The organism is Methylomonas sp. Kb3, assembly GCF_002834115.1.
GTDB classification, from domain to species: domain Bacteria; phylum Pseudomonadota; class Gammaproteobacteria; order Methylococcales; family Methylomonadaceae; genus Methylomonas; species Methylomonas defluvii.
Genome location: NZ_PIZT01000065.1, coordinates 247,062 through 267,975 on the forward strand (window position 1 = coordinate 247,062; position 20,914 = coordinate 267,975).

18 protein-coding genes are annotated in these 20,914 nt (G+C 52.0%); 6 read left to right on the top strand and 12 right to left on the bottom strand.

Going from position 1 to position 20,914, the window contains the following annotated elements; all coding sequences use genetic code 11:
• The first annotated feature begins 179 nt into the window (after positions 1 to 179).
• From mutY to CWO84_RS16585, 3 genes are all read left to right on the top strand, one after another.
• On the top strand, positions 180 to 1,268 hold the full coding sequence (gene mutY, locus CWO84_RS16575; RefSeq protein WP_033158253.1) for an A/G-specific adenine glycosylase: 1,089 nt from the start codon (positions 180 to 182) through the stop codon (positions 1,266 to 1,268).
• A complete protein-coding gene (locus CWO84_RS16580) occupies positions 1,231 to 1,500 on the top strand; it encodes an oxidative damage protection protein (protein ID WP_033158252.1) in 270 nt (89 codons plus the stop codon). Before mutY ends, CWO84_RS16580 begins: the two co-directional genes overlap by 38 nt.
• A 154-nt stretch (positions 1,501 to 1,654) precedes the next feature.
• Positions 1,655 to 2,200, top strand: coding sequence for a hypothetical protein (locus CWO84_RS16585; RefSeq protein WP_101053919.1), 546 nt, complete (start codon positions 1,655 to 1,657; stop codon positions 2,198 to 2,200).
• A 57-nt stretch (positions 2,201 to 2,257) separates the two neighbouring features.
• On the opposite strand, the gene CWO84_RS16590 is transcribed toward CWO84_RS16585, so the two are convergent.
• The 8 genes from CWO84_RS16590 to aceE all read right to left on the bottom strand — a co-directional run bounded on the left by CWO84_RS16590 (position 2,258) and on the right by aceE (position 10,947).
• The gene (locus CWO84_RS16590) at positions 2,258 to 2,704 is read right to left on the bottom strand and encodes a hypothetical protein (protein WP_033158250.1); all 447 of its coding nucleotides are present in this window, start codon (positions 2,702 to 2,704) and stop codon (positions 2,258 to 2,260) included.
• 95 nt (positions 2,705 to 2,799) lie between these two features.
• Complete coding sequence (gene lpdA, locus CWO84_RS16595) at positions 2,800 to 4,215, bottom strand: dihydrolipoyl dehydrogenase (protein WP_033158249.1); 1,416 nt, start codon at positions 4,213 to 4,215, stop codon at positions 2,800 to 2,802.
• 73 nt (positions 4,216 to 4,288) lie between these two features.
• Positions 4,289 to 5,041, bottom strand: a complete 753-nt coding sequence (locus CWO84_RS16600; RefSeq protein WP_051670268.1) for a hypothetical protein — start codon at positions 5,039 to 5,041, stop codon at positions 4,289 to 4,291.
• A 5-nt stretch (positions 5,042 to 5,046) separates the two neighbouring features.
• Positions 5,047 to 6,309, bottom strand: coding sequence for an AAA family ATPase (locus tag CWO84_RS16605; protein ID WP_033158248.1), 1,263 nt, complete (start codon positions 6,307 to 6,309; stop codon positions 5,047 to 5,049).
• Positions 6,310 to 6,355: 46 nt separating this feature from the next.
• Positions 6,356 to 6,760 (bottom strand): PIN domain-containing protein, encoded by a 405-nt coding sequence (locus CWO84_RS16610; RefSeq protein WP_033158247.1) that lies wholly within the window; start codon positions 6,758 to 6,760, stop codon positions 6,356 to 6,358.
• Positions 6,750 to 6,932, bottom strand: a complete 183-nt coding sequence (locus tag CWO84_RS16615) for a hypothetical protein (RefSeq protein WP_033158246.1) — start codon at positions 6,930 to 6,932, stop codon at positions 6,750 to 6,752. The genes CWO84_RS16610 and CWO84_RS16615 overlap by 11 nt, the downstream gene beginning before the upstream one ends.
• A gap of 33 nt (positions 6,933 to 6,965) precedes the next feature.
• Positions 6,966 to 8,261 (bottom strand): 2-oxo acid dehydrogenase subunit E2, encoded by a 1,296-nt coding sequence (locus CWO84_RS16620; RefSeq protein WP_033158245.1) that lies wholly within the window; start codon positions 8,259 to 8,261, stop codon positions 6,966 to 6,968.
• Between the two features lie 13 nt (positions 8,262 to 8,274).
• On the bottom strand, positions 8,275 to 10,947 hold the full coding sequence (aceE, locus tag CWO84_RS16625; RefSeq protein WP_033158244.1) for a pyruvate dehydrogenase (acetyl-transferring), homodimeric type: 2,673 nt from the start codon (positions 10,945 to 10,947) through the stop codon (positions 8,275 to 8,277).
• A gap of 284 nt (positions 10,948 to 11,231) precedes the next feature.
• Between aceE and CWO84_RS24720 the strand changes: the two genes are divergently transcribed.
• Positions 11,232 to 11,843, top strand: coding sequence for a VPLPA-CTERM sorting domain-containing protein (locus CWO84_RS24720; protein WP_033158243.1), 612 nt, complete (start codon positions 11,232 to 11,234; stop codon positions 11,841 to 11,843).
• 62 nt (positions 11,844 to 11,905) lie between these two features.
• Here CWO84_RS24720 and CWO84_RS16635 read toward each other — a convergent pair whose 3' ends face one another.
• Both CWO84_RS16635 and CWO84_RS16640 read right to left on the bottom strand, forming a co-directional pair.
• Complete coding sequence (locus tag CWO84_RS16635) at positions 11,906 to 14,059, bottom strand: retention module-containing protein (protein WP_033158242.1); 2,154 nt, start codon at positions 14,057 to 14,059, stop codon at positions 11,906 to 11,908.
• 112 nt (positions 14,060 to 14,171) lie between these two features.
• A complete protein-coding gene (locus tag CWO84_RS16640; protein WP_033158241.1) occupies positions 14,172 to 15,776 on the bottom strand; it encodes a protein adenylyltransferase SelO in 1,605 nt (534 codons plus the stop codon).
• Positions 15,777 to 15,886: 110 nt separating this feature from the next.
• Between CWO84_RS16640 and bamE the strand changes: the two genes are divergently transcribed.
• Together bamE and CWO84_RS16650 are read left to right on the top strand one after the other, a co-directional pair.
• Positions 15,887 to 16,231, top strand: coding sequence for an outer membrane protein assembly factor BamE (bamE, locus tag CWO84_RS16645; RefSeq protein ID WP_033158240.1), 345 nt, complete (start codon positions 15,887 to 15,889; stop codon positions 16,229 to 16,231).
• Positions 16,232 to 16,243: 12 nt separating this feature from the next.
• Positions 16,244 to 17,185 (top strand): peptidoglycan DD-metalloendopeptidase family protein, encoded by a 942-nt coding sequence (locus CWO84_RS16650; RefSeq protein WP_101053921.1) that lies wholly within the window; start codon positions 16,244 to 16,246, stop codon positions 17,183 to 17,185.
• Here the strand turns inward: CWO84_RS16650 and CWO84_RS16655 are convergent.
• Entirely contained in the window at positions 17,182 to 19,422 is a 2,241-nt protein-coding gene (locus CWO84_RS16655; protein WP_133120709.1) for a PAS domain S-box protein, read from the bottom strand. The genes CWO84_RS16650 and CWO84_RS16655 overlap by 4 nt on opposite strands.
• 148 nt (positions 19,423 to 19,570) lie before the next feature.
• Positions 19,571 to 20,770 carry an MFS transporter gene (locus CWO84_RS16660; RefSeq protein WP_101053926.1) on the bottom strand — a complete coding sequence of 400 codons (1,200 nt, stop codon included), beginning with the start codon at positions 20,768 to 20,770 and terminating at the stop codon, positions 19,571 to 19,573.
• Positions 20,771 to 20,914: the final 144 nt, after the last annotated feature.

Sequence of the window (20,914 nt, forward strand, 5' to 3'; positions counted from 1 at the left end):
AATATCACACAAAAAAGCGGATAACCCTCAGTGCTAAACTTTAGAAGTTCAAACACTGTCTGGCTGTTTCCGGCTCAGAGACCACAGACGAAAACCGGTTTTTTGCCTTATCTAAATCCTTTACGGTACTATTCAGAGGCAATGCGTAATTGATTTTTTCCCTTCTCCCAAACGGCATCATGTCCCCCGAACAATTCCAACAAAAACTCTTTAGCTGGTTTGATAATCATGGCCGTAAGGATTTGCCATGGCAACGGGACATTAATCCTTATCGAGTGTGGGTGTCGGAGATTATGTTGCAGCAAACGCAAGTAGTCAGCGTGATTGCATATTTCAATCGCTTCGTCGCCAGGTTTCCGACGGTGCAAAGCCTGGCAAGCGCAGAACTGGACGAAGTCTTACAGCACTGGTCCGGGCTTGGCTATTATGCGCGCGCCAGAAATCTGTACAAAACCGCGCAAATCGTTGCCGGCAATGCCGGCGTATTCCCGCAAACCGTCGCAGAGCTAAGTGCCTTGCCCGGCATCGGCCGCTCCACTGCGGGGGCGATACTCAGCATCGCTTGCGGGCAAAGCCAGCCCATATTGGACGGCAACGTCAAGCGCGTGTTGGCGCGGTTTCATGCCGTGCATGGCTGGCCAGGTGACAATAAAGTGGCTGCGCAGCTTTGGCAAATTAGTCAGCGCTATACGCCGACGCAAAGAACCGGCGACTACACCCAGGCAATGATGGATTTGGGCGCTACGCTCTGCACCCGCAGTAAGCCGCTATGCGAGATCTGCCCCGTTGCAGAAGGCTGTCAGGCTAGGCAGTTGGCCTTAGTAAAACAGTTACCAGGCCCCAAGCCTCGCAAGGACGTACCGGTCAAACAACTATATTTTTTGCTGTTACTAGACAAGGAAAACCGGGTTTTATTGGAAAGGCGGCCACCGACCGGCATTTGGGGTGGGCTATGGAGTCTGCCGGAATTTGACGATCCGCAGGCTTTGCAAGATTGGTGTCTGCAACGCCATTACCAAATGCATGCTTTGCAGACTTTACCAGACCAGCGCCACAGTTTCTCGCATTATCATCTGGACTACACACCGATCCTGGCAAAGTTGGAAAACCCCATAAACAATGTGATGGAAGGCGAGCGGGCGGTTTGGTATAAAACCGCCGAGATTACTACTTTAGGTTTGCCGGCGCCGATCAAGCGTCTGCTGCAACAACATGTCACAGAGGATCAAAATGACGAGAATGATTACATGCGTAAAACTGGGCGTTGAGGCTGAGGGTCTGGATGCGCCACCGTTTCCGGGTGTCAACGGCCAACGCATTTTCGAGCATGTGTCGAAACAGGCCTGGAAGGACTGGTTAGCGATGCAAACCATGATAATTAACGAGCAGCGGCTGTCCAGTTTCGATCCGGCTGCGAAAAAAATATTGGAAGCCGAGCGCGAGAAATTTTTGTTTGCCGGTGGTTTCGAGTTGCCGGAAGGCTATGTGCCGAAAAAATAGTGCCGTTTGGGCTTTAGGCGCTTTGTCAGATGGTTAGTATTTGTAAAGTTGCGTGTATGGCTTTTGTATAGCGTTAATCCGGTTAAAAGGTTGACAAAAACACCGTGACTGGAAAGCTCGGGATGTCTATTAAAACTATCATCCGGAGAAAAATATGAACGCAACTGTAGCACCTCAGATCCATGCCTTGCGCGCAGCTCTCAGCGACCACGTCCTGATGGGTAAAATAGTCGATGTGTTTTATGCAAAAATGCTGGACGACTATCGGATTAACCGCTTCTTCTTTACCCGCCCGGCTGCTGAGCAGGCTGATGCGCTAAAAGCCTATTTGAAAGCTTACTTCAATAGCTTAAATAGTGACGATGATAGAGTATTAGAGGCATTGGATGGGTATTTTACGGCAGCGTTTGCCCGCACCAACGCCAAACCGAGTTTGGTTACCGGCAACGATTTTGCCTTCCTGCTGGATATCGTTGGCGGGCAAGAGATTAGAAGCATCACGTTGTTAACGCCGGCTCATAGTTTTTTGATCAAGCTCGGTCCTGACGATTTCCATTACGACATCGTGATGGAGCATTTGGCCGCCTCTTTAAAGCAATTGAATATCGCCGAAGATTTGGCTTATCAAATCCTGGCTTTGGCGGAGAAAGGTCGAGATGGCTTGTTGGCTAGAGGCGTAGAAGTTAAGAAAGCCGCTTGAATAGCGTTTTAGTGGTTCGGGTTTCGTTCGCTTAGGCATTGCCTAAGCGAACAATCACTAGCTGTCTTCCTTGATCATGGCAACAAGAAAATCTACGAAGCTCTGAATGGCTAAGCCGGTGCCCACTGCGGTTGCCATGTTTGCCAGTAATTTGCTGACAACACCCAAAAGTCTTTCAAGCAGTTTGTGGCCGCCGATAATTTCTATTCCGTACAGCAAAAATTCGCCTAAAAAATGATTGATGACGGCGAGCTTTAGATTTAGCTGGGTTCCCAATAAGCCTTGCGCTAACAAGGTGTGGGTTTCCGCACGTTGCAAGCCGTCTTTTAGCGCCGAAAAGTTTGGGTTAAGCTCAATCCAGGCTTTTTTATAATCGTCGCGAAATTTCGGCTGAAAATACTCGCCGTTATTTATCACCTTCTCTAAAAACTGCTGCAGAGCATCAACGAAATTCAGCAACCTTTTTCTGTCATCTTCGCCAGCCCCAAAGACAAATTTTTCCACTCGCTGTTCCTTCTATATGATGTCGGCGTTCTCACCAAAAAATGGCAGGCTGACGTTTAACTCACTCACGAATTTTGCGTTTAGCAAAATAAGCACTATTTCTTTACATACAGGTCGGTAATCGTTCCCTCTATCATTTCCGCTGCAAACGCAAAGGTTTCCGATAAAGTTGGATGCGGATGGATGCTGAGGCTGATGTCGGTAGCGTCCGCGCCCATTTCCAAAGCCAGCACGGCTTCTGCCACTAATTCTCCGGCACCGGGGCCGGTAAAGCCGGCGCCGAGAATACGGCCGGTGGTTTTGTCGGTCAGGATTTTAGTAATACCTTCGCTGCGGCCCAGTGCCAAAGAGCGGCCACTGGCGGCCCATGGGAATACGGCTTTGTTGAATTCCACGCCTTGCTGCTGCGCCTGGGTTTCGGTTAGGCCCATCCAAGCTACTTCCGGATCGGTGTAAGCGACCGAAGGAATGGTTAGTGCGTCGAAACCGGCTTTGTGCCCGGCAATGACTTCGGCGGCGATTTTGCCTTCGTGCGTGGCTTTGTGGGCCAGCATTGGATTGCCGACGATGTCGCCGATCGCAAAAATATTGCTGACGTTGGTACGGCCTTGCTTGTCCACCGGGATGAAGCCACGCTCGTCTACATTGACGCCCGCCTTATCGGCGTCGATCAATTTACCGTTCGGCCGGCGGCCCACCGCCACTAAGACCGCATCGAACACTTCGGATTCCGGTGCGCCTTTGCCTTCCATCGTGACTTTAATGCCGGCATCGGTAGCTTCCATCGCCTTAACGCTGGTTTGTAGCCACAGATTCTCGTACTGCTTTTTGATTTTGCGTTGCAGTGGCGTGACCAAGTCTTTGTCGCAGCCGGGGATAATCTGATCCATCAATTCCACGACACTGATTTTCGAACCCAGCGCATGGTAAACAGTCGCCATTTCCAGGCCGATAATACCGCCGCCGACGATCAATAGTTTTTCCGGTACCGATTTCAGTTCCAGTGCGTCGGTGGAATCCCAAACGCGAGGATCGTCATGCGGAAAGCTGGGGATTTTAGTTGGCTGCGAGCCGGCGGCGATGATGGCATTGTCGAAGGTGACGGTTTGCACGCCGGCCTCGCTGGTCACCGTTAAGCTGTTGGCGGTGGCAAATTTACCCACGCCATGGATTACAGTGACTTTACGTTGCTTGGCCAGTTTGCCCAAGCCTTGATTCAGGCTTTGGCTGACGCTTTGTTTCCAGGCACGAATTTGGTCCAAGTCAATGTTTGGCTTGCCGAAACTGACGCCGTGTTCCGCCATCGCCTCGGCTTCGTGGATGATTTGCGCAGTGTGCAGCAAGGCCTTGGACGGGATGCAGCCAACGTTCAGACAAACGCCGCCTAACACAGGATAGCGTTCGACCAGCACCACTTGTTTGCCCAGATCGGCAGCGCGAAATGCGGCCGTGTAACCGCCGGGGCCGCCGCCCAGAACCAAAACTTCGGCGTGTGTAACGGAATTAGTCATAGGATTTGTCTCCAGTGAGGATGTCTATTTAGGTTATTTTATCAATTCAAAATCGTCCGGCAGGCTTAAGCCGTCAGTGTAATGCCGGTAATTGTGCATTTATCATGGCCGAATATTCCGCCGTTGGTAATATCGCTTCGGCAATTATTTGTTTTGCTTGCGCGGCTACCGATTGAAGTTCAGTGTTTTCGAGTTGCTTGTTCGCAAGTTTTATCACCGCAATTAATTGATTAATCAACGCAAGGTGGCTACGCCGCTTTTCATTCAACGCTTCTCTATCTAATCCCACAACAGCAATCGTTGCTTTGCCGTAGATATTGCCGTCAATCGCATAGGGAATCTCTTGCCGAAAGCCGATATATTGCCGAGGATCGGTGGCGGAAGGGTTGATTAACAGTGGCTGTTCCAACGTAATGTCGTCGTGGTGGTTAAGTGCTCGCTCCTGCGGGTCCAACAAAGGAAACAGATTTTTCTTAAATTGTTGATTGCATAAGGTGCAGCTCAGTAACAAGTTTTCCCAAGTATAAGGCAACCAATAATAGCCAGGAGCATGAAATTCGTCCTGTTCCGCTTGTTTGTAGCCGCCCTTGGGCCGGTAATGCTCCACATCGCCATAACTAATATGGGAAATTTTCGACTCGCAAAAACAGCACTTGTCACACTGCATTTTTAATAACGCGGTTTTAACGGTGGGATTTCCGTAAATCGCACTATCGAATTTAAATTCGCGTTTGCCAGCATCATAAGCCTCACAAAAAGCCTGTTGTTCAGCTTTACCCTTGTTTTGCAATACGGCGGGTTCCTGGCTGCGCTGGATAAAAATCATCGGACCTATTTCAACAGCTCCGCCGCACGGCGAATAATATTCATCGCGTCAATATCTTCGGGGGTTTCCGCTGTGGGCAGTTCTCCTATTTGACATTCCAGTTCAGACAATTTGGCTTGATCGGTACCGGTCAATTGCGCTTGGCTCAAAATCTGCCGGCGTTGGTTCAACAGGTTTTCATAATGCGGCGAACGGGCGCTGGGCAAATCGAACAAGTCGCTGGTTAATAACTGGTCGATACGCCAACCTTTGACGTCTTGCGGATGTTGATGAATTTTAACCGAGTCGCCTTCGCGCTTAAGCACCACGATATTGGCATTTTCCGCAGCCTGCACGATTAAGGGGCTATGGGCGGTAACAATAAACTGAGTATTGACGAAGCGTTCGCTCAAATAAGCCATGATCGTTCGCTGCCATTTGGGATGCAGATGCAGGTCGATTTCGTCGATCAATACCACCGCAGGTTCGGCGATAGGGTTGGCGCTATTGGGATAATGCTTGAATAACTGTGCGGCCAGATCGACCATCCAGGCGGTCATGGTTTGATAGCCAAGACTGAGCTGAGATAACAACAGCCAGCCGTCGGGTAGATTGAATTCGACCCTGGGGTTTGGCGACTTTTCGCTGGGTGTCGAGATGCGAATATCGCTGACGTCCGGTAATAAAGCAATCAGCGTGTCTTTAATAATCGTCAGACGTTCTTGGTAACTCGCCTGAATCTCGGATGGTTTATTAGCAATATAATCGGTTTGGAGTAGCCATTCTTCGGCATTGATTAAATTGTCTGGTTCATCAATAGGTAGTTCGACATCCCCACCTCCAAAATCAAATTCATATTTCCTAGCTAACCTTCTGCTGGCGGAATAATAAAATATTGATTGGTAGTCAAATATTTCATCAAAATTTTTCTGCCCTTGCATCGTTTCACGAATATGTTGGCCTCGAATAAACGGTTTAAAGGCGTATTCTAGTTGTTGCGATACAACCGAATCCAAGCCATCGCTTTTCCCAAATTGTAAATTCGTATTAGCGGACGAGTTGTTTAACCTAATAAGATTTTTATCTAGCCAAGGTGTACTTTGTTTGATATTCAGCGCATCCAGCAAAGTAGATTTGCCCGTTCCATTTCCCCCCAAAATCACCGTCCACTGCGCCGGCCTAGCGTTGCCATCCGACAAATCCAGTGTCTGTTTCTCGGCAAAACAGCGCACGTTTTCCACCGATAACGACAGGAAATAAACGCCTTGATTGCTAGGATTTTCGGCCATGACTTTGACTATTCGCTATTAAAATGCCGATTTTTAGGAGATTGGGTTAAATAAAAGGATTGATTAGCTGTAAACCGTTTATGTTTAAACCACTATGCATGTCTTCAGAGTAAATGCTTCGGCAATCGGTTACTATTGCGGAAGCGACCACCAAACTATCCCAATAGGACAAACTGAACGATTCGCGTAATTCGGAGGCCCGGCGTACATCATCCAATGTGACGGTATGTATCGGATAACGTTGCCGGAAATTATCCACGGTTTGTCGAATCTCTTGCTCGGTGTATCCGGCTTTTCGCAGCAGATTGTTGCAGATCTCGTTCACAACTTGAGTGCTAAGCATTACGCCGGGCTGTGCGATAACCTTTAAAGCTTGTTGGTGTTTGGGCGAACTCTCATCCATGAAAGCATAAAGCCAGACGTTGGAATCGACAAAACAGTTAACGCTCATACACCGCTTCGCGTGGCAGCGGCTCGAATGGTTTAACCAAGCGAGGCGCTAATGGCGCTGATTCCTTAAGGTCTTGTTGTTGCCCCGCGTATTTTTGCAACAAAAATTGATAAAAATCCTCCAATTCATGCCTGGCAAAATCCGGTAGTTTCTCTAAATTCAGTGTTTGCATACTGGGCCTCCCAAGAAAATTGATCCTTGCCGTTTACAACAACAAGCGCCGAATGTCGCCCAGATAAGATTTCAATGCTTCCATGAAACGTGCACCCTCGGCGCCGTCTATGACGCGGTGGTCGTAGGTGATGTCCAGCGGCAGCATCAGTTTCGGTTCGAATTCCTTGCCGTTCCACACCGGTTGTACCTTGGAGCGGGTGACGCCCAAAATCGCCACTTCCGGGGCGTTGACGATGGGCGTAAACGCGGTGCCGCCGATGCCGCCCAGGCTGGAGATGGTCATACAGCCGCCTTGCATATCGGCAGGTTTCAATTTGCCGGTTCTGGCCAGTTCGCTTTTTTCGGCTAGCTCGTTGGATAATTGGAAAATACCTTTTTTATCGACATCGCGAATCACCGGCACGACTAAGCCGTTCGGGGTATCCACGGCAATACCGATATGGAAGTAATGTTTGAAGATCAGTTTTTCGCCGTCTGGAGACAATGAGCTATTGAAGGATGGGTATTTTTGCATTGCCGCTACCAGCGCCTTCATGATGAAGATTAGGCCGGTGACTTTAACGGCGTCCTTCGCTAAGCCAGCGTTGACCGATTTGCGGAAGTCTTCCATCGCGTCGATGGCCACTTCGTCGTGATAGGTCACCAGAGGCAGGTTTAACCAGACACGGGTCAGGTTTTGGCCGGTCAGACGCTTGATTTTGCTGAGCGGTTTTTCCTCGATTTCGCCAAATTGGGTGAAATCTACTGCCGGAATGGCCGGTATGCCTGCGCCACCGCTGGTCGAACCTCCGGAGGCCATGACTTGCTTGACGAAGTTTTTCACATCGTCTTGCAGGATACGGCCTTTACGGCCGCTGCCGGTTTGGATTTTGCTCAGGTCCACGCCCAATTCGCGGGCAAACAGTCTGACGCTGGGGGTGGCGTGTGCTTTAAACCCTTCATTGCTACTTGCCACGGGCGCAACAGGCGCTGCGGCTGGTTGGGCAGGTTCTACTTTTGGGGCTTCCGCAACCGGTGCAGGGCTCGGTTCAACTGGGGCAGGTGTTACAGTCTGTGCCGGTTCGGCGGGAACTGCAGCGGCTGCCTCGCCTGCTTCAAGAGTAGCGATCAGTGTGCCTTCGGAGACTTTATCGCCGGGTTTGATATGCACGGTTTTGATGGTGCCGGCCGCGCTGGACGGTAAATCCATCGTCGCTTTGTCGGTCTCCATCACCGCCAGGGTTTGTTCCACCGCGACCACGTCGCCGGGCTTGATCAGCACCTCGACGATGTCGATTTCAGGGACATTGCCGACGTCGGGGACCTTTATTTCAATTACAGAACTCATATGTCGCTTTCCGTTAGATCAACCAAGGGGCGGTTGCGTCAGGGTTGATGTTGTATTTAGCAATGGCTACCTCGACTTTCGCGGCGTCGAACTCGCCGGCTTGCGCCAGGCTGTGCAAGGCGGCAACGGCAACGTGGTATCTGTCCACTTCGAAGAAGCTACGCAGCTTGGCGCGGGTGTCCGAGCGGCCGAAACCGTCAGTACCCAACACCGTGTAAGAGCGATTCACCCAAGGGCGAATTTGTTCGGCAAATGCGCGCATGTAATCGGTAGCGGCGATGATCGGACCCTTGGTGCTATCCAGGCAATGCTCGATATGCGTGATGCGCGGCTTTTCGGTCGGATGCAAACGGTTCCAGCGCTCGCAGGTTTGGCCGTCGCGAGCCAGCTCGGTAAAGCTTGGGCAGCTCCAGATGTCGGCGTCCACGCCCCAATCATCGTGCAGCAGTTTGGCGGCTTCAATGACTTCGATAAAGATGGTGCCGGAGCCCAGCAATTGCACGCGCGGTTTTTTGCTGTTCGGACCTTTCTTGAACAAATACATGCCTTTCAGAATGTCGGCTTCCGCGCCTTCGGGCATGGCCGGCTGGTCGTAGTTTTCGTTCATCAAGGTGATGTAATAGAAAATATCCTCCTGTTCTACATACATCCGGCGCAAACCGTCCTGAATGATCACTGCTAATTCGCAGGCAAAGGTCGGATCGTAGGAATAGCAGTTTGGCACGGTCGCCGACATCAGATGGCTGTGGCCGTCTTCATGCTGCAAACCTTCGCCGTTCAAGGTGGTTCTGCCGGCGGTGCCGCCCAGCAGGAAACCGCGGGTACGTTGGTCGGCCGCGGCCCAAATCAGATCGCCGACCCGTTGGAAACCGAACATCGAGTAATAGATGAAAAACGGAATCATCGGTACGCCGTGGGTTGAATAGGCGGTACCGGCTGCAATCCAGTCGCACAGGCCGCCCGCTTCGTTGATACCTTCCTGCAACACCTGGCCGTGCTTGTCTTCCTTGTAAAACATCAGTTGCTCGGCGTCTTGCGGGGTGTAGAGCTGGCCGACTTGAGACCAGATACCCAACTGCCGGAACATGCCTTCCATACCAAAAGTGCGCGACTCGTCCGGGACAATCGGTACTACGCGCTTACCGATTTGTTTGTCCTTGACCAGGATGTTCAAAATGCGCACAAAGGCCATGGTGGTGGAAATCTCGTGACCTTCGCCGGTGCCGTCCAATAGCGCTTTGAAAGCGGATAAGGCCGGTACTTCGAGCGGGTAGGACTTGGCGCGGCGAGCCGGCAGATAACCGCCCAGATCGACGCGGCGTTGGCGCAGGTAATTGAGTTCCGCAGAGTCTTCCGCAAAACGCAGGTAAGGCAGATTGATCAACTCTTCGTCGCTGACCGGCAATTGATAGCGGTCGCGGATGTATTTGATCGATTCCATGCTCATCTTCTTTTGTTGATGGCTGGTGTTTTGCGCTTGTCCTGAGTCGCCCATGCCGTAACCCTTGATGGTTTTAGCCAGAACCACGGTGGGTTGGCCGGTATGGTTGACCGCCGCGTTGAAGGCCGCGAAGACTTTGATCGGGTCGTGGCCGCCGCGATTCAATTCCCAGATGTCGCGGTCGGTGTAATCCTTGACGAGTTCCTGCAGTTCGGGGGTGTTGAAGAATTTTTCCCGGACGTAGGCGCCGTCCTTGGATTTGAAGGTTTGGTAGTCGCCGTCCACGCATTCCATCATGCGTTTAACCACCAAACCGTCCTTGTCGCGGGACAGAATCGCGTCCCAGCGCCGGCCCCAGATCACTTTGATAACGTTCCAGTTGGCGCCGCGGAAGTTGGCTTCCAGTTCTTGAATAATCTTGCCGTTGCCGCGTACCGGACCGTCCAGACGTTGCAGGTTGCAGTTGACGACGAAAATCAGGTTATCCAGTTTTTCCCGGCCTGCCATGCCGATCGCGCCCAGAGTTTCCGGTTCGTCGGTTTCGCCGTCGCCCAGGAAGGCCCAGACTTTACGGCCTTCGGTGTTGGCAAAGCCGCGGTTTTGCATGTAGCGCATGAAGCGGGCTTGGTAGATTGCCATGATCGGGCCAAGGCCCATCGATACGGTGGGGAATTGCCAGAAGTCCGGCATCAACCACGGGTGCGGGTAAGACGATAAGCCGTTGCCGCCGACTTCTTGTCTAAAGCTGTCCATTTGCTCTTCGCTCAAGCGGCCCAGCAAGAAGGCGTGAGCATAAGTGCCGGGCGCGGAATGACCTTGCGAGAAAATCAGGTCGCCGCCGTGTTTGTCCGAGGGGGCGTTCCAGAAATGATTTTGCCCGACATCGTATAAGGTGACGGCGGAAGCGAAACTGGCGATATGGCCGCCGACATTGGTGTATTTGTTGGCGCGCAACACCATCATCATCGCATTCCAGCGCACGTAAGAGCGGATGGTGCGCTCGATGTCGGTGTTGCCGGGAAATTTGGGTTGCCTATCTATCGGGATGGTGTTGATGTAAGGCGTATTAGCCGAGAACGGAATGTCCATGCCGGCTTGTCTGGCGGTACTGAGCAGGGTTTCAATCAGAAAACTGGCGCGGTCGCCGCCTTCTTTTTCTATCACCGCTTGCAGTGCCTCCATCCATTCTAGGGTTTCAGCAGGATCAATATCGTGTTTGGCGGCAATATCGGTATTGTTGGTCATTACGGAACCTTGGAAAACGTTGGATTAGCTTAAAAAGGATACCCGAAATGGCTGGTTTGAGCATATTTTTTTAGTAATCCGCTGCCGGCAAATCCGGCTAGAATCCAGGTAAAACCTGGGTGTAGCCAAAAAACGCAGCGGTTTAGTTTTTCGAAGCAGGCAAAAGGTTATTGTATGGTCAGAATTGCATTGGGTTTAATGAGCTTCAGCCCTTAAGTACAGGTGGCTTTGCAAGCCGACATGACGTAAAATTTGTGCCAGTACTCATTTTTAAGGAAATCCCTATGCGTAATCAACTAGTTAAACCCTTGGTTGCCTTGTTTCTTTCTACGGCAAGCATAGAAGCTAGTGCTGGGCTGGTCAGCTTTACCTCCACTGAGTTCCAGCAAACCCTGGATGGACAGGTTTTTACTTTCGCTATTGATAATGCGCCTTTGGCGGATTTAGTGGCCGGCAGCTTCACTGTCCATGCGCGTGGAGATTACTCGATCAACGCATCTACTGCCAATCCTGAGAACATCGCCGTTACATTCGAAAGTGTGATCAGCAATCTGAAATTTGCTCCTATTGCTCCACCCGTTAACTCTAGTTCTGTCTTTGTGGACGCCAACAATTACAGCACGGTTACAAACGCCGATTTGGTCGAGTGGTCGCGGAGCACGCTGCTACCGGGTGCTTTATTGCAGAGTTGGACACAGGACAACAAAATCCTTATCACCTTGGCACTGTCACCTGATGTGACCGCGGACTTGAATGCTGGACAAGGCAGCAACCCTTTTGTCCAGGCCACTATTACGTATACGACTTCGGCAGTACCTTTGCCGGCCGCAACATGGCTGTTTTTGTCTGGTCTGATTGGTATGGTAGGCTACGGAAAACAGCGCAAAGCAGATTAAAGCTGGTTCCCAGACAACAAAAAGCCGGCTTATGCCGGCTTTTTGTTGCGAAATGCGCTTGATTAATGAATAACGCTATCGGGGTGTTGCAAATCAGGCAGCACACTGCTGATGCCAGTATTGAGCAATGCGCCGGTATCGACGGTAAAGCTACCAACGCGGGTGCTATCGCCATCACCATCTGTTGCACTAAAACCAAACTGTAATTGCAGGTTTTGTGGCGCTACGCTGGTATATTGCAGGCCTCCCACCGCGAGCTTGCCAAAATTAACCTGGATTTCCAGCCTGTCGTATCCACCAACCACATCAATCGGGTCCGTAAGCCCACCTCCAGCAGGCGTGCTAAATACAACCGTTCCAGTATCAACTTGGGTTAGCCCCCTATAAGCTGTCCAGCTAAAAACATCCAAAGCACTACCAACATCGGCTTCGTTGAGTTGTACCGAGTTTACTAATTGCGGAGATGTAATATCGAAACCGCCGACAGTACCAAACCTGTAGGTTATTACTTCCGATGCATCCAAAAATCTATCACCCACACCGACGTCATTGTTTGCTGAGTCGATAAACAGGTTGCTGCCCTCAACAAGCAGAGAATTCCCTACAGCAACTTTTCCGGCACCGAAAGCCAGCGCGGCGCTGCCAAAATCTAGAGTGGTGCTCGGTGCAGCAGGCAAATCCAAAACATCGTGCAATTCCAATTTGTACGCACCATCTACGGCGCCGTTAACTGTCGGCAGCAGCGAAAATACCATGCGGTCAGCACTGAGGTCGGCAAATGTGGTCGTCAGGGCACCGTTATCGACAAAAGCATAAAGTTCTTGTAACTGGTCGCCGTTGCTATCGACAATCAAATAAGAAATACCATCTGCTCGAGACGTTAACGCCCCATTATTGTTTGTCAAATTTACACCACCGGCACTCCCAAAGCCGTCAAAACCCAGATCGTAATCAATCAAGCCCGTTAATGTTTGACCTGCGGCATCTTGTAAATTCCCGTTGCTGTTTTTGACGAAGGGCGCATCATCAAACACGTTCGCACTAAACGTCGTATTCGCGACCCTTCCGTCCTGATCGGTTAACGTCGCGGAAAATGTAAAGCCAATAGCCGGCGATTCCGGTGCGCCTGTGTTTATGTGGGTCAAAGCGTTTAGCAAGGTAAAGGTGTAACTGTCATTGTTCACAACTACCTGATAAGAACCGTCGCTGGCTGTCAGGGTTTGCGTAGCGGCGTCCCAGGTTGCCCCACTGGCCGACAAGACAACCGATGTTGGTGCTTGGCCGTTAATACGCAGAGCGCCGGTCTCGGCAGGGGGTAAGCTAGCGTCACTTTCGTCCACGATGACGTCGCTGACAGTGACAGTAGGCACGTAAACAATGCTGACTTCGGCGGGATTGGACTCCAGGCCCAAATCATCCTCGACGGTGTAGGTGATCAGAGTCGGATTGCCGGTAAAACCGGGGGTTGGCGTAAAAGTGATGGAGCCTGTAGTCGTGTCGACAGTCCAAATACCCTGGCCAGGCACAACTAGTGGTTGACCGGGTCCGTTACTGCCGACGATTTGCACGCTGGCGGGGTTGAGCGTGCCATCCGGGTCATTGTCGTTGCCCAGCACGTTGATCGTAACACTGCTGCCGGGTGTTAAGCCTGTAACGCTGTCATTGCCTGCAATCGGCGGCTGGTTGCCGGAGGTTGCAGCGGCCTGCTCCGGATTCAAAATCAAAACTTCCGGCACAATCGGCGGAAATGCGACATTGGGACCGGTGGTATCGAAACCATTCGTGACCGGTGCTACAGGGTTGAGATATTCGACGATAACCGGCACATGGCCTTCGTTACCTGCCCCAGGCGCGCCTCCTGCTGCCGGCGCACCGCCAGCGGCAGTCGCTTCAGCTATTGTGGTTGGATCGGCGCCGGCCAGTAAGGCCGCCTGAATATCTTCCGCGCTGGGACCGGCGGGTGTCGGATTCTGGGTGATCTGAGCCGGCTCGCCTTGTTCCTGCAGCGCTGCAGCAAGCTGCATGCTGTCGTTGCCGCCCATATCAATAAACGAGCCATTGGCAAGTTGTATCATCACCGTGCTGCCGTCGGCAGTGGTCAAAAGATCGGTTGGGTAAACGCGGTCGCCGACCTGCAAAATACGTTTACTGCCGTCGGCGGCAATGGCGGTAACGGTGCCAGTTGCGATTTTAACGATGCCGATTTCTTTGGCCATGCTTTGCTCCGAAGTTTATTCCAAATAAATAACGTGATTTTGTGACCGAATAATAAGCTAATTTGAACAAGTTGACATAGTACCTTGGTTCGAAATTTGCCGAGACGAGTCGTTAGGAGCTGCAGGACAGCATGGAGCAGCCGGCGCGCTGCTTAGCCCAATCGGGCCGTTTAGCGGCAAAACTCTGTTTATCCGCTTGTTCGGCGTAAGGGCGTCGCAGCACTTCGAGTAACTCCTGGACTAAAGAAAAATCGCCCTGTTCGGCTTGGTCAATAGCCAATTGCGCCAGATAATTACGCAATACGTATTTCGGATTGACCGCGTTCATCGCTGAACTGCGATCCAGTGTTAGCCTGCCGTCGCGCTGACTGCGCAGGCGATAAATGGCGAACCAGCGGCTAGCTTGTTCCATGAGGTCGTCGTTCAACGGCTCGTAGCTGGTACGCTGCAACAGCGCTAAAAATTGCGCCGGCGAATTCGATTCCGCGCTGACATCGACGTCAGCCAGCTGCCGATAAAACAAAGTCATATCGGTTTCAGCGGCTTGCATGAGCTGGGTTAAGTCGTTCACCAAGGTCTCGTCTTCGCTGGGCTCGAACCTTGTTAGGCCCAATTTGGCGGCCATCATCGCCTGCCAGCCGGCGTCGAAGGTGTCGGTATAAGCCGATAAAGCTTGTTGCAAACTTTCGGCGCGCATAATCAAGGGATACAGAGCGTTGGCGAGTTGTACCAAATTCCAATAGGCGATTTTCGCCTGATTGCCGAAGCGGTAACGGCGGCCTTGAGCATCGGTGGTGTTGGGGGTCCAGTCCGGATCGTAATTTTCAAGCCAGCCGTAAGGGCCATAATCGATAGTTAAGCCCAGGATCGACATATTGTCGGTATTCATCACGCCGTGCACAAAGCCGACCCGCTGCCAGTGCACGATCATCTCGGCCGTCTTGCGGCACACGGCTTTAAACCAATCCAGGTAGACTGGTATCGACGGTTCGCCCAGCTCAGGAAAATCGGTGCGGATGGTGTAATCCACCAGTTTTTTCAGCGAATCGATGTCATCGCGCGCGGTGAATATTTGAAAGTTGCCGAAGCGGACGAACGACGGCGCCACCCGGCACACCACCGCACCCGGTTCCATTTGCGGATTACCGTCGTAAAACATATCACGCACCACCTGTTTACCCGTAAGTATCACGCTTAAGGCGCGGGTGGTCGGCACACCGAGATGATGCATGGCTTCGCTGCACAAAAACTCGCGTATTGAAGAACGCAGAACCGCCAAACCGTCGGCGCTGCGGGAATATGGCGTCACGCCCGCGCCTTTTAGTTGCAAGGTGTAGCGTTGCTTACGCTGATTAACCACCTCGCCCAAGTTGATAGCCCGGCCGTCGCCGAGCTGACCGGCCCAATGGCCGAATTGATGGCCGCCGTAGCACATCGCATACGCTTCCATGCCTTTTGCTAGCCGGCTGCCGGAGAATACTTGGCAAAAATCTTCCGATTCGCACAGTTCGGCGGATAAGTCCAAATCTTCCGCGACTTCTCTGGAATAAGCGACCAATCTGGGTTGCTGCGCCGGCGTCGGATTGGCCCGGGAATAGCAGGCTGCATAAACTTGGCGCCGAAAATTATCCGGTTCGGGATCACCAGGCAGCTCGCGGATAAAGCGATTGTCGAAGTTCAGATTATCGAGGGCTGAATTGTGGTTTTCGGTAGGCATGATGACATCTTATCGGAGGCTAAAAAATTTTCGAATCGCGGCTGGAACCGGCTAAGATAAGCCACTAACAGCTAGTTTATATCAATCAACTTTTCAATCAGGGAATACCAATGAACAATTTTCTTGCAAAACGCGGACCACGCGCTTTTGGCTTTAGTTCACTTCTATTAGTCGCCTGCCTTGCGACGACGCAACTGACCGGTTGCTTTACTGTCGGCCAAGAGTTTTCCCCCGTCCGAGTGCCGGAAATCAAGGTCGGCCAAACCCGTAAGCAAGATATTACCGAAATGTTCGGCACGCCTTGGCGCACCGGCATGGAAGATGGTAAGCCTACCTGGACTTACGGGATCTACAAATATGCCCTGTTCGGCGGTAACGATTCCCAGGATTTGCTGATTCGTTTCGACGCACAAGGCGTAGTGCGCTCTTACACCTTTAGTTCTACCCGCAAATAATCGTGGCGACCGGTGTTTGCTCGCGGTATTTTGGCGATCTCGCTGTTACTGGTGTCTAGTAGCGGTGTAGCGAAAAAGCTTTATAAATATCAGGATGCCGAAGGTACCTGGTTTTTTACCGATCAGGCCCCCGCATCGAATCAGCCGGTAGCAGTCAGGCAGTTAAAAGCCGCCACTCCTAAGCGCGTTTGGCTGGAAAAAACGGCCGATGATTTGCAACCGAGTTTTTTTGCGCTGAACGCCTATCCGGGGCCTATCGAACTGGCCGTCGATTGGCGAGAGCGGGAAAATGTCAGCGCCAATCCGGATTTGCCGCGCCGCTTTGTCGTTGAATCCGGCCAGTCCGGCAGCTTGTTCTCGCTTATTCCCAACCAGCGCGCCGGATTTTATAGTGTCAATCTGCAATACAGCTATGTGGTTGGGCGGCCTTTACGCGGCTATGTGAGTCAAACCCTTTATAAACCACCTTTGCCGGCCGGTGCACAGTTTCAAATTACCCAAGCTTTTAATGGACCATACAGTCATCACGATGAACAGAATCGTTATGCGGTAGACATCATGATGCCGATTGATACGCCGGTTTACGCAGCCCGGGGCGGTATCGTGCTGGAAGTGGAAAATGACTATACCAGTCATGGTACTAGCCAGGCTTACGCCAGCAAGGCTAACAGTATCAGGATCTTGCATGAGGACGGCTCCATGGCTGTGTACGCACATTTGGCTCTGGAAAAAGCCCAAGTCACGCCAGGAATGCGGGTGGCAACCGGGCAGCTGATCGCTTACTCCGGCAATACCGGTTTGACGACCGGGCCGCATTTGCATTTTGCGGTGCAGATCAATCGCGGTATGGAGCTGATCTCCGTACCGTTTCAATTTACCGACGAGAACGGTCTGGCGGTAGAACCGAAGCTTGGCCTTTGGTTATCCGGACCGGCGGCTACCGTCGGCAATTAACCACCAGCCGTTGAACTAAAAAACCGAAAGCAGCCCCGCCCCGCGCATTTGGCTTGATACATGGCATTGTCGGCGTTTTTCATCAGGCTATTTGCCTCCAGGCCGTCATCGGGATAAACGGCAATGCCGATACTGGAAGAAATATCCAGCGTGTGTTGTTGAATCACAAACGGCTGATTCAGACTGCTTAAGATGTTTTCGGCCACCAGCCCGGCCGCGGAGTGTCGGTCCAATTGGCTGAGTAAAATCACAAACTCATCGCCGCCCAAACGCGACACGGTATCCGTTTCCCGCTTGATGCACGCTTCCAGGCGATTCGCCACCTCTTTCAGCAATAAGTCGCCGACATCGTGGCCGAAGCTGTCGTTGACCGGCTTGAATTTATCCAGATCCAGATAGAGCAAGGCCAGCAAACTGCGTTCGCGTCTGGCCTGAGCGATAGCCTGATGCAAGCGGTCGATCAGCAAGGTGCGATTGGGCAAGTCGGTCAGTGCGTCGAAGTGGGCCAGATGATGAATGTGTTGCTCTATGGCTTTACGCGCCGTTATGTCCATCATCGTGCCGACATAATGGGTTATTTTGCCATCCGGGTTTTTCACGGCGCTGATGGTGAGCCATTCCGGAAATATATTGCCGTTCTTACGCCGATTCCAGATTTCACCTTGCCAGACGCCTTTGCTATCAATGGACTGCCACATTTCGGCAAAAAACAGCGCATCGTGAATGCCGGAATTGAGGATATTCATTTTTTGACCGATGGCCTCTTCGCTGGCGTAGCCGGTAATCTCGGTAAAGGATTTATTCACCTTTAAAATGACGGCATCGGCATCGGTAATCATCATGCCCTCCTGCGATTCAAAAGCGGTCGCGGCAATCCGCAGCTCGGTGTCCAGGCGTTTGCGTTCGCTAATATTTTGCGCGAAGGTAAAACTCAGTTCCAAGCCATTGTGAGCGATATAGTGGCAGGTGAGCTCAACCGGGAAAATCGTGCCGTCCTTACGTCGATGGCGGCTTTCGTGGCTGACAATTTCGCAGTCGCGCAAGCGCTGCCAAATGTTTGACCAGGCGCTGGCCAAAAGGTCCGGATCGAATTCCCAGGGGGCCATACCCACCAGTTCGTCCCGCGAATAGCCCAAGGACTGGCAAGCGTAATCGTTGACGTACGTCACCATGCCCTTCGGATCAAGACAGAAGAAAGCGGTCTTGCTTTTATCGACCATGGTTTTGGCCAGCCACAACTCGTTTTCGATCTTCTTTAGCTCGGTGATGTCATCGTATACCCCCAATACCCCGATGGTTTTGCCCAAACTATTGCGCAGTGGCGCTTTCGATGTTCTCAGTAGAATCTCTTTGCCCTCAGGCGTGGTTTGCGGCTCTTCGTAAGCCAGCTTAGGCAGATTGGATTGCATGACCTGGCGGTCGTCGGCACGATAGCGCAAAGCCTGGTTTCGCCAGGATAGTTGCTGATCGACTTTACCGAGGAGGTCTTCGGTTCTCGTGAAACCGCCATCTCGCGCGAACTGCGAGTTGCAGCCGAGATAGCGCGAGTGCAGGTCTTTCCAAAATACCCGCATGGGTATGGTTTCGATCACCGATTGCAGCAAGCTGCGCGACTCGGCGAGCGCGTTCATTGCATTGATGCGTTTGGAAATATCGTAGAGCAATACCAGTTGCATTTTCTTGCCGGCCCCACCTATGCGGGTAGCGGTGGTCATGACGTGCTTGTTCAGACCGTTTTTGCAACGAACTTTGATTTCCAGGGGCTGAAATTCTTGGTCGTCATTTTCGAAGCGCTTTTGCCATTCCGCGCCAATCGTTTCACGGTAAACAGGATCGGGGAATGCCTGTAATTGCCACGCGGGCAGGTTGGGAATATCCCGGAGCCGGTACCCGAAGACCTTGGTAAATTCCGGGTTCAGCATTTGCAGATTGCGCTTGTCGTCGAATAGCGCCAGTGGAATGGGGAGTGCGGTGACAATAGTGCTTAATTGGATATTGTCGTCGTTCAAACTGCTCAACTGGTCTAAAAAAACAATGATCATCGCGCAGATCAAAGAGGCGACCAGTAGCGAAGCGACCAAGCCGGTAAGTAGATAATCGAAGCTGATTTCGCCTTTCAGCAGCCATTCCATTATCGCCACAATCGATTCGGTGAGCATTGTCGCCAGAGCAACCGAAATCAGCCAAAGCTGGTATTTATTGATACGCTGTAACCGGCTGAGAAGGATGTATTTCAAACTAGGCTTTAAGTACTTATTCGGCTGAAACGCGCAGTCGTTGACGAGATTTTTTGTACGCTAAAGCTTACATCTTTGTAGGCCTATTTCAAAATCTTTCGAGGATTTTTCCTGTTTTAATCTGCGGCTGCTCCAATCCAATAAACGCTCAATGAGCTGCTTTACCCCGGCGACGAGCGATGAGGATGCATAAGGCCATTAAACAAAATCCGGCCCCCGCGTAAAACGTAAACTCGGCGCCGTAGCTATCCCACAGCAACCCCGCCATGACGCTAGCCAACAGCATGGCGATGCCGCCGACCAGATTGAAAAATCCGTAAGCGGTGCCGCGCAGGTCGGCCGGTGACGTGTCCGCGACCATTTTGGCCAGCAGGCCCTGAGTCATGCCCATGTGCACCCCCCAAAGCCCAACGCCGGCCAACACTATCCGCCAATCGGCGCTACTGGCCAGTACTAGGTCGGCGGCGATGAGTACCAACAGCCCCCAAGCCAGCAATTTGCGATGCGATACGCGGTCGGACAGACGGCCAAACGGGTAAGCCGTGGCCGAATAAACAACATTCATCGCCACCATTGCCAAGGGTAACAGCGCAATCGGAATGCCGCTTTGTTGGGCGCGCAGCACCAAAAAGGCCTCGCTGAATCGCGCCAGTGTGAACACCGCGCCTATCATCACTACCCGCCAATAGTCGGCATTTAAGCGTTGCAGATTGGCGCGCTTGATGGGGTTGCCGTGTTGCGAACGCTGCAGATGCTTGGGTTCGCGCACACCAAACAGCAACATCAGCACCGACAGCCCGCCGGGGATCACGGCCACCCAAAAAACCGCCCGAAAATCGTTGGCCCACAGGAGCATGAGCGCCACCGCCAGCAATGGTCCCAGAAAAGAGCCGACCGTATCCAGCGATTGCCTGAGGCCAAAGGCCGCGCCGCGAATTTCCGGCGGGGTAATGTCGGCAACCAGTGCGTCGCGCGGTGCGCCGCGTATGCCTTTGCCGACCCGGTCCAGCAGTCGCGCGCTTAAAACCATACCGCTGCTGCCGGCGATGGCAAACAGGGGTTTGGTCAAGGCTCCCAGGCTGTAACCTATCAAGGCCAGACTTTTGCGCTTGCCCAAATAATCGCTGAGCACCCCGGAAAACACCTTGACGATCAGCGCGGTCGCTTCCGCTGCGCCTTCGATCAAACCGATGCTCAAACTGCTGGCATGCAGAGTGGTGAGCATGAATACCGGCAGCAGGCTGTGGATCATTTCCGAGGAAATATCCATCAACATACTGACAAAACCCAATGCCCAAACGCTTTTCGGGATTTGTCGCCAGATAGGTTTTGCGCCGGAATGCGTCATGGAGTTTATGTTTGCCGTTCGTTTAAAGGAAATCACAGCGCCTAGGTTGCTGTAAAACCCGTCGCCCCGATGGAATTTTATTGTTGGAAGGCCCTAGAGATTGACAATGCCCGTTAGCAGTGTAAACGTAAGGCCATTTTTCAA

Excerpts from the sequence above, each read along its gene's own strand:
- mutY (WP_033158253.1), top strand. The coding sequence starts at position 180 with ATGTCCCCCGAACAATTCCAACAAAAACTCTTTAGCTGGTTTGATAAT.
- CWO84_RS16605 (WP_033158248.1), bottom strand. The coding sequence starts at position 6,309 with ATGGCCGAAAATCCTAGCAATCAAGGCGTTTATTTCCTGTCGTTATCG.
- CWO84_RS16610 (WP_033158247.1), bottom strand. The coding sequence starts at position 6,760 with ATGAGCGTTAACTGTTTTGTCGATTCCAACGTCTGGCTTTATGCTTTC.
- CWO84_RS16660 (WP_101053926.1), bottom strand. The coding sequence starts at position 20,770 with ATGACGCATTCCGGCGCAAAACCTATCTGGCGACAAATCCCGAAAAGC.
- aceE (WP_033158244.1), bottom strand. The coding sequence starts at position 10,947 with ATGACCAACAATACCGATATTGCCGCCAAACACGATATTGATCCTGCT.
- bamE (WP_033158240.1), top strand. The coding sequence starts at position 15,887 with ATGAACAATTTTCTTGCAAAACGCGGACCACGCGCTTTTGGCTTTAGT.
- CWO84_RS16600 (WP_051670268.1), bottom strand. The coding sequence starts at position 5,041 with ATGATTTTTATCCAGCGCAGCCAGGAACCCGCCGTATTGCAAAACAAG.
- CWO84_RS16585 (WP_101053919.1), top strand. The coding sequence starts at position 1,655 with ATGAACGCAACTGTAGCACCTCAGATCCATGCCTTGCGCGCAGCTCTC.
- CWO84_RS16640 (WP_033158241.1), bottom strand. The coding sequence starts at position 15,776 with ATGCCTACCGAAAACCACAATTCAGCCCTCGATAATCTGAACTTCGAC.
- CWO84_RS24720 (WP_033158243.1), top strand. The coding sequence starts at position 11,232 with ATGCGTAATCAACTAGTTAAACCCTTGGTTGCCTTGTTTCTTTCTACG.
- CWO84_RS16580 (WP_033158252.1), top strand. The coding sequence starts at position 1,231 with ATGACGAGAATGATTACATGCGTAAAACTGGGCGTTGAGGCTGAGGGT.
- CWO84_RS16620 (WP_033158245.1), bottom strand. The coding sequence starts at position 8,261 with ATGAGTTCTGTAATTGAAATAAAGGTCCCCGACGTCGGCAATGTCCCT.
- lpdA (WP_033158249.1), bottom strand. The coding sequence starts at position 4,215 with ATGACTAATTCCGTTACACACGCCGAAGTTTTGGTTCTGGGCGGCGGC.
- CWO84_RS16635 (WP_033158242.1), bottom strand. The coding sequence starts at position 14,059 with ATGGCCAAAGAAATCGGCATCGTTAAAATCGCAACTGGCACCGTTACC.
- CWO84_RS16615 (WP_033158246.1), bottom strand. The coding sequence starts at position 6,932 with ATGCAAACACTGAATTTAGAGAAACTACCGGATTTTGCCAGGCATGAA.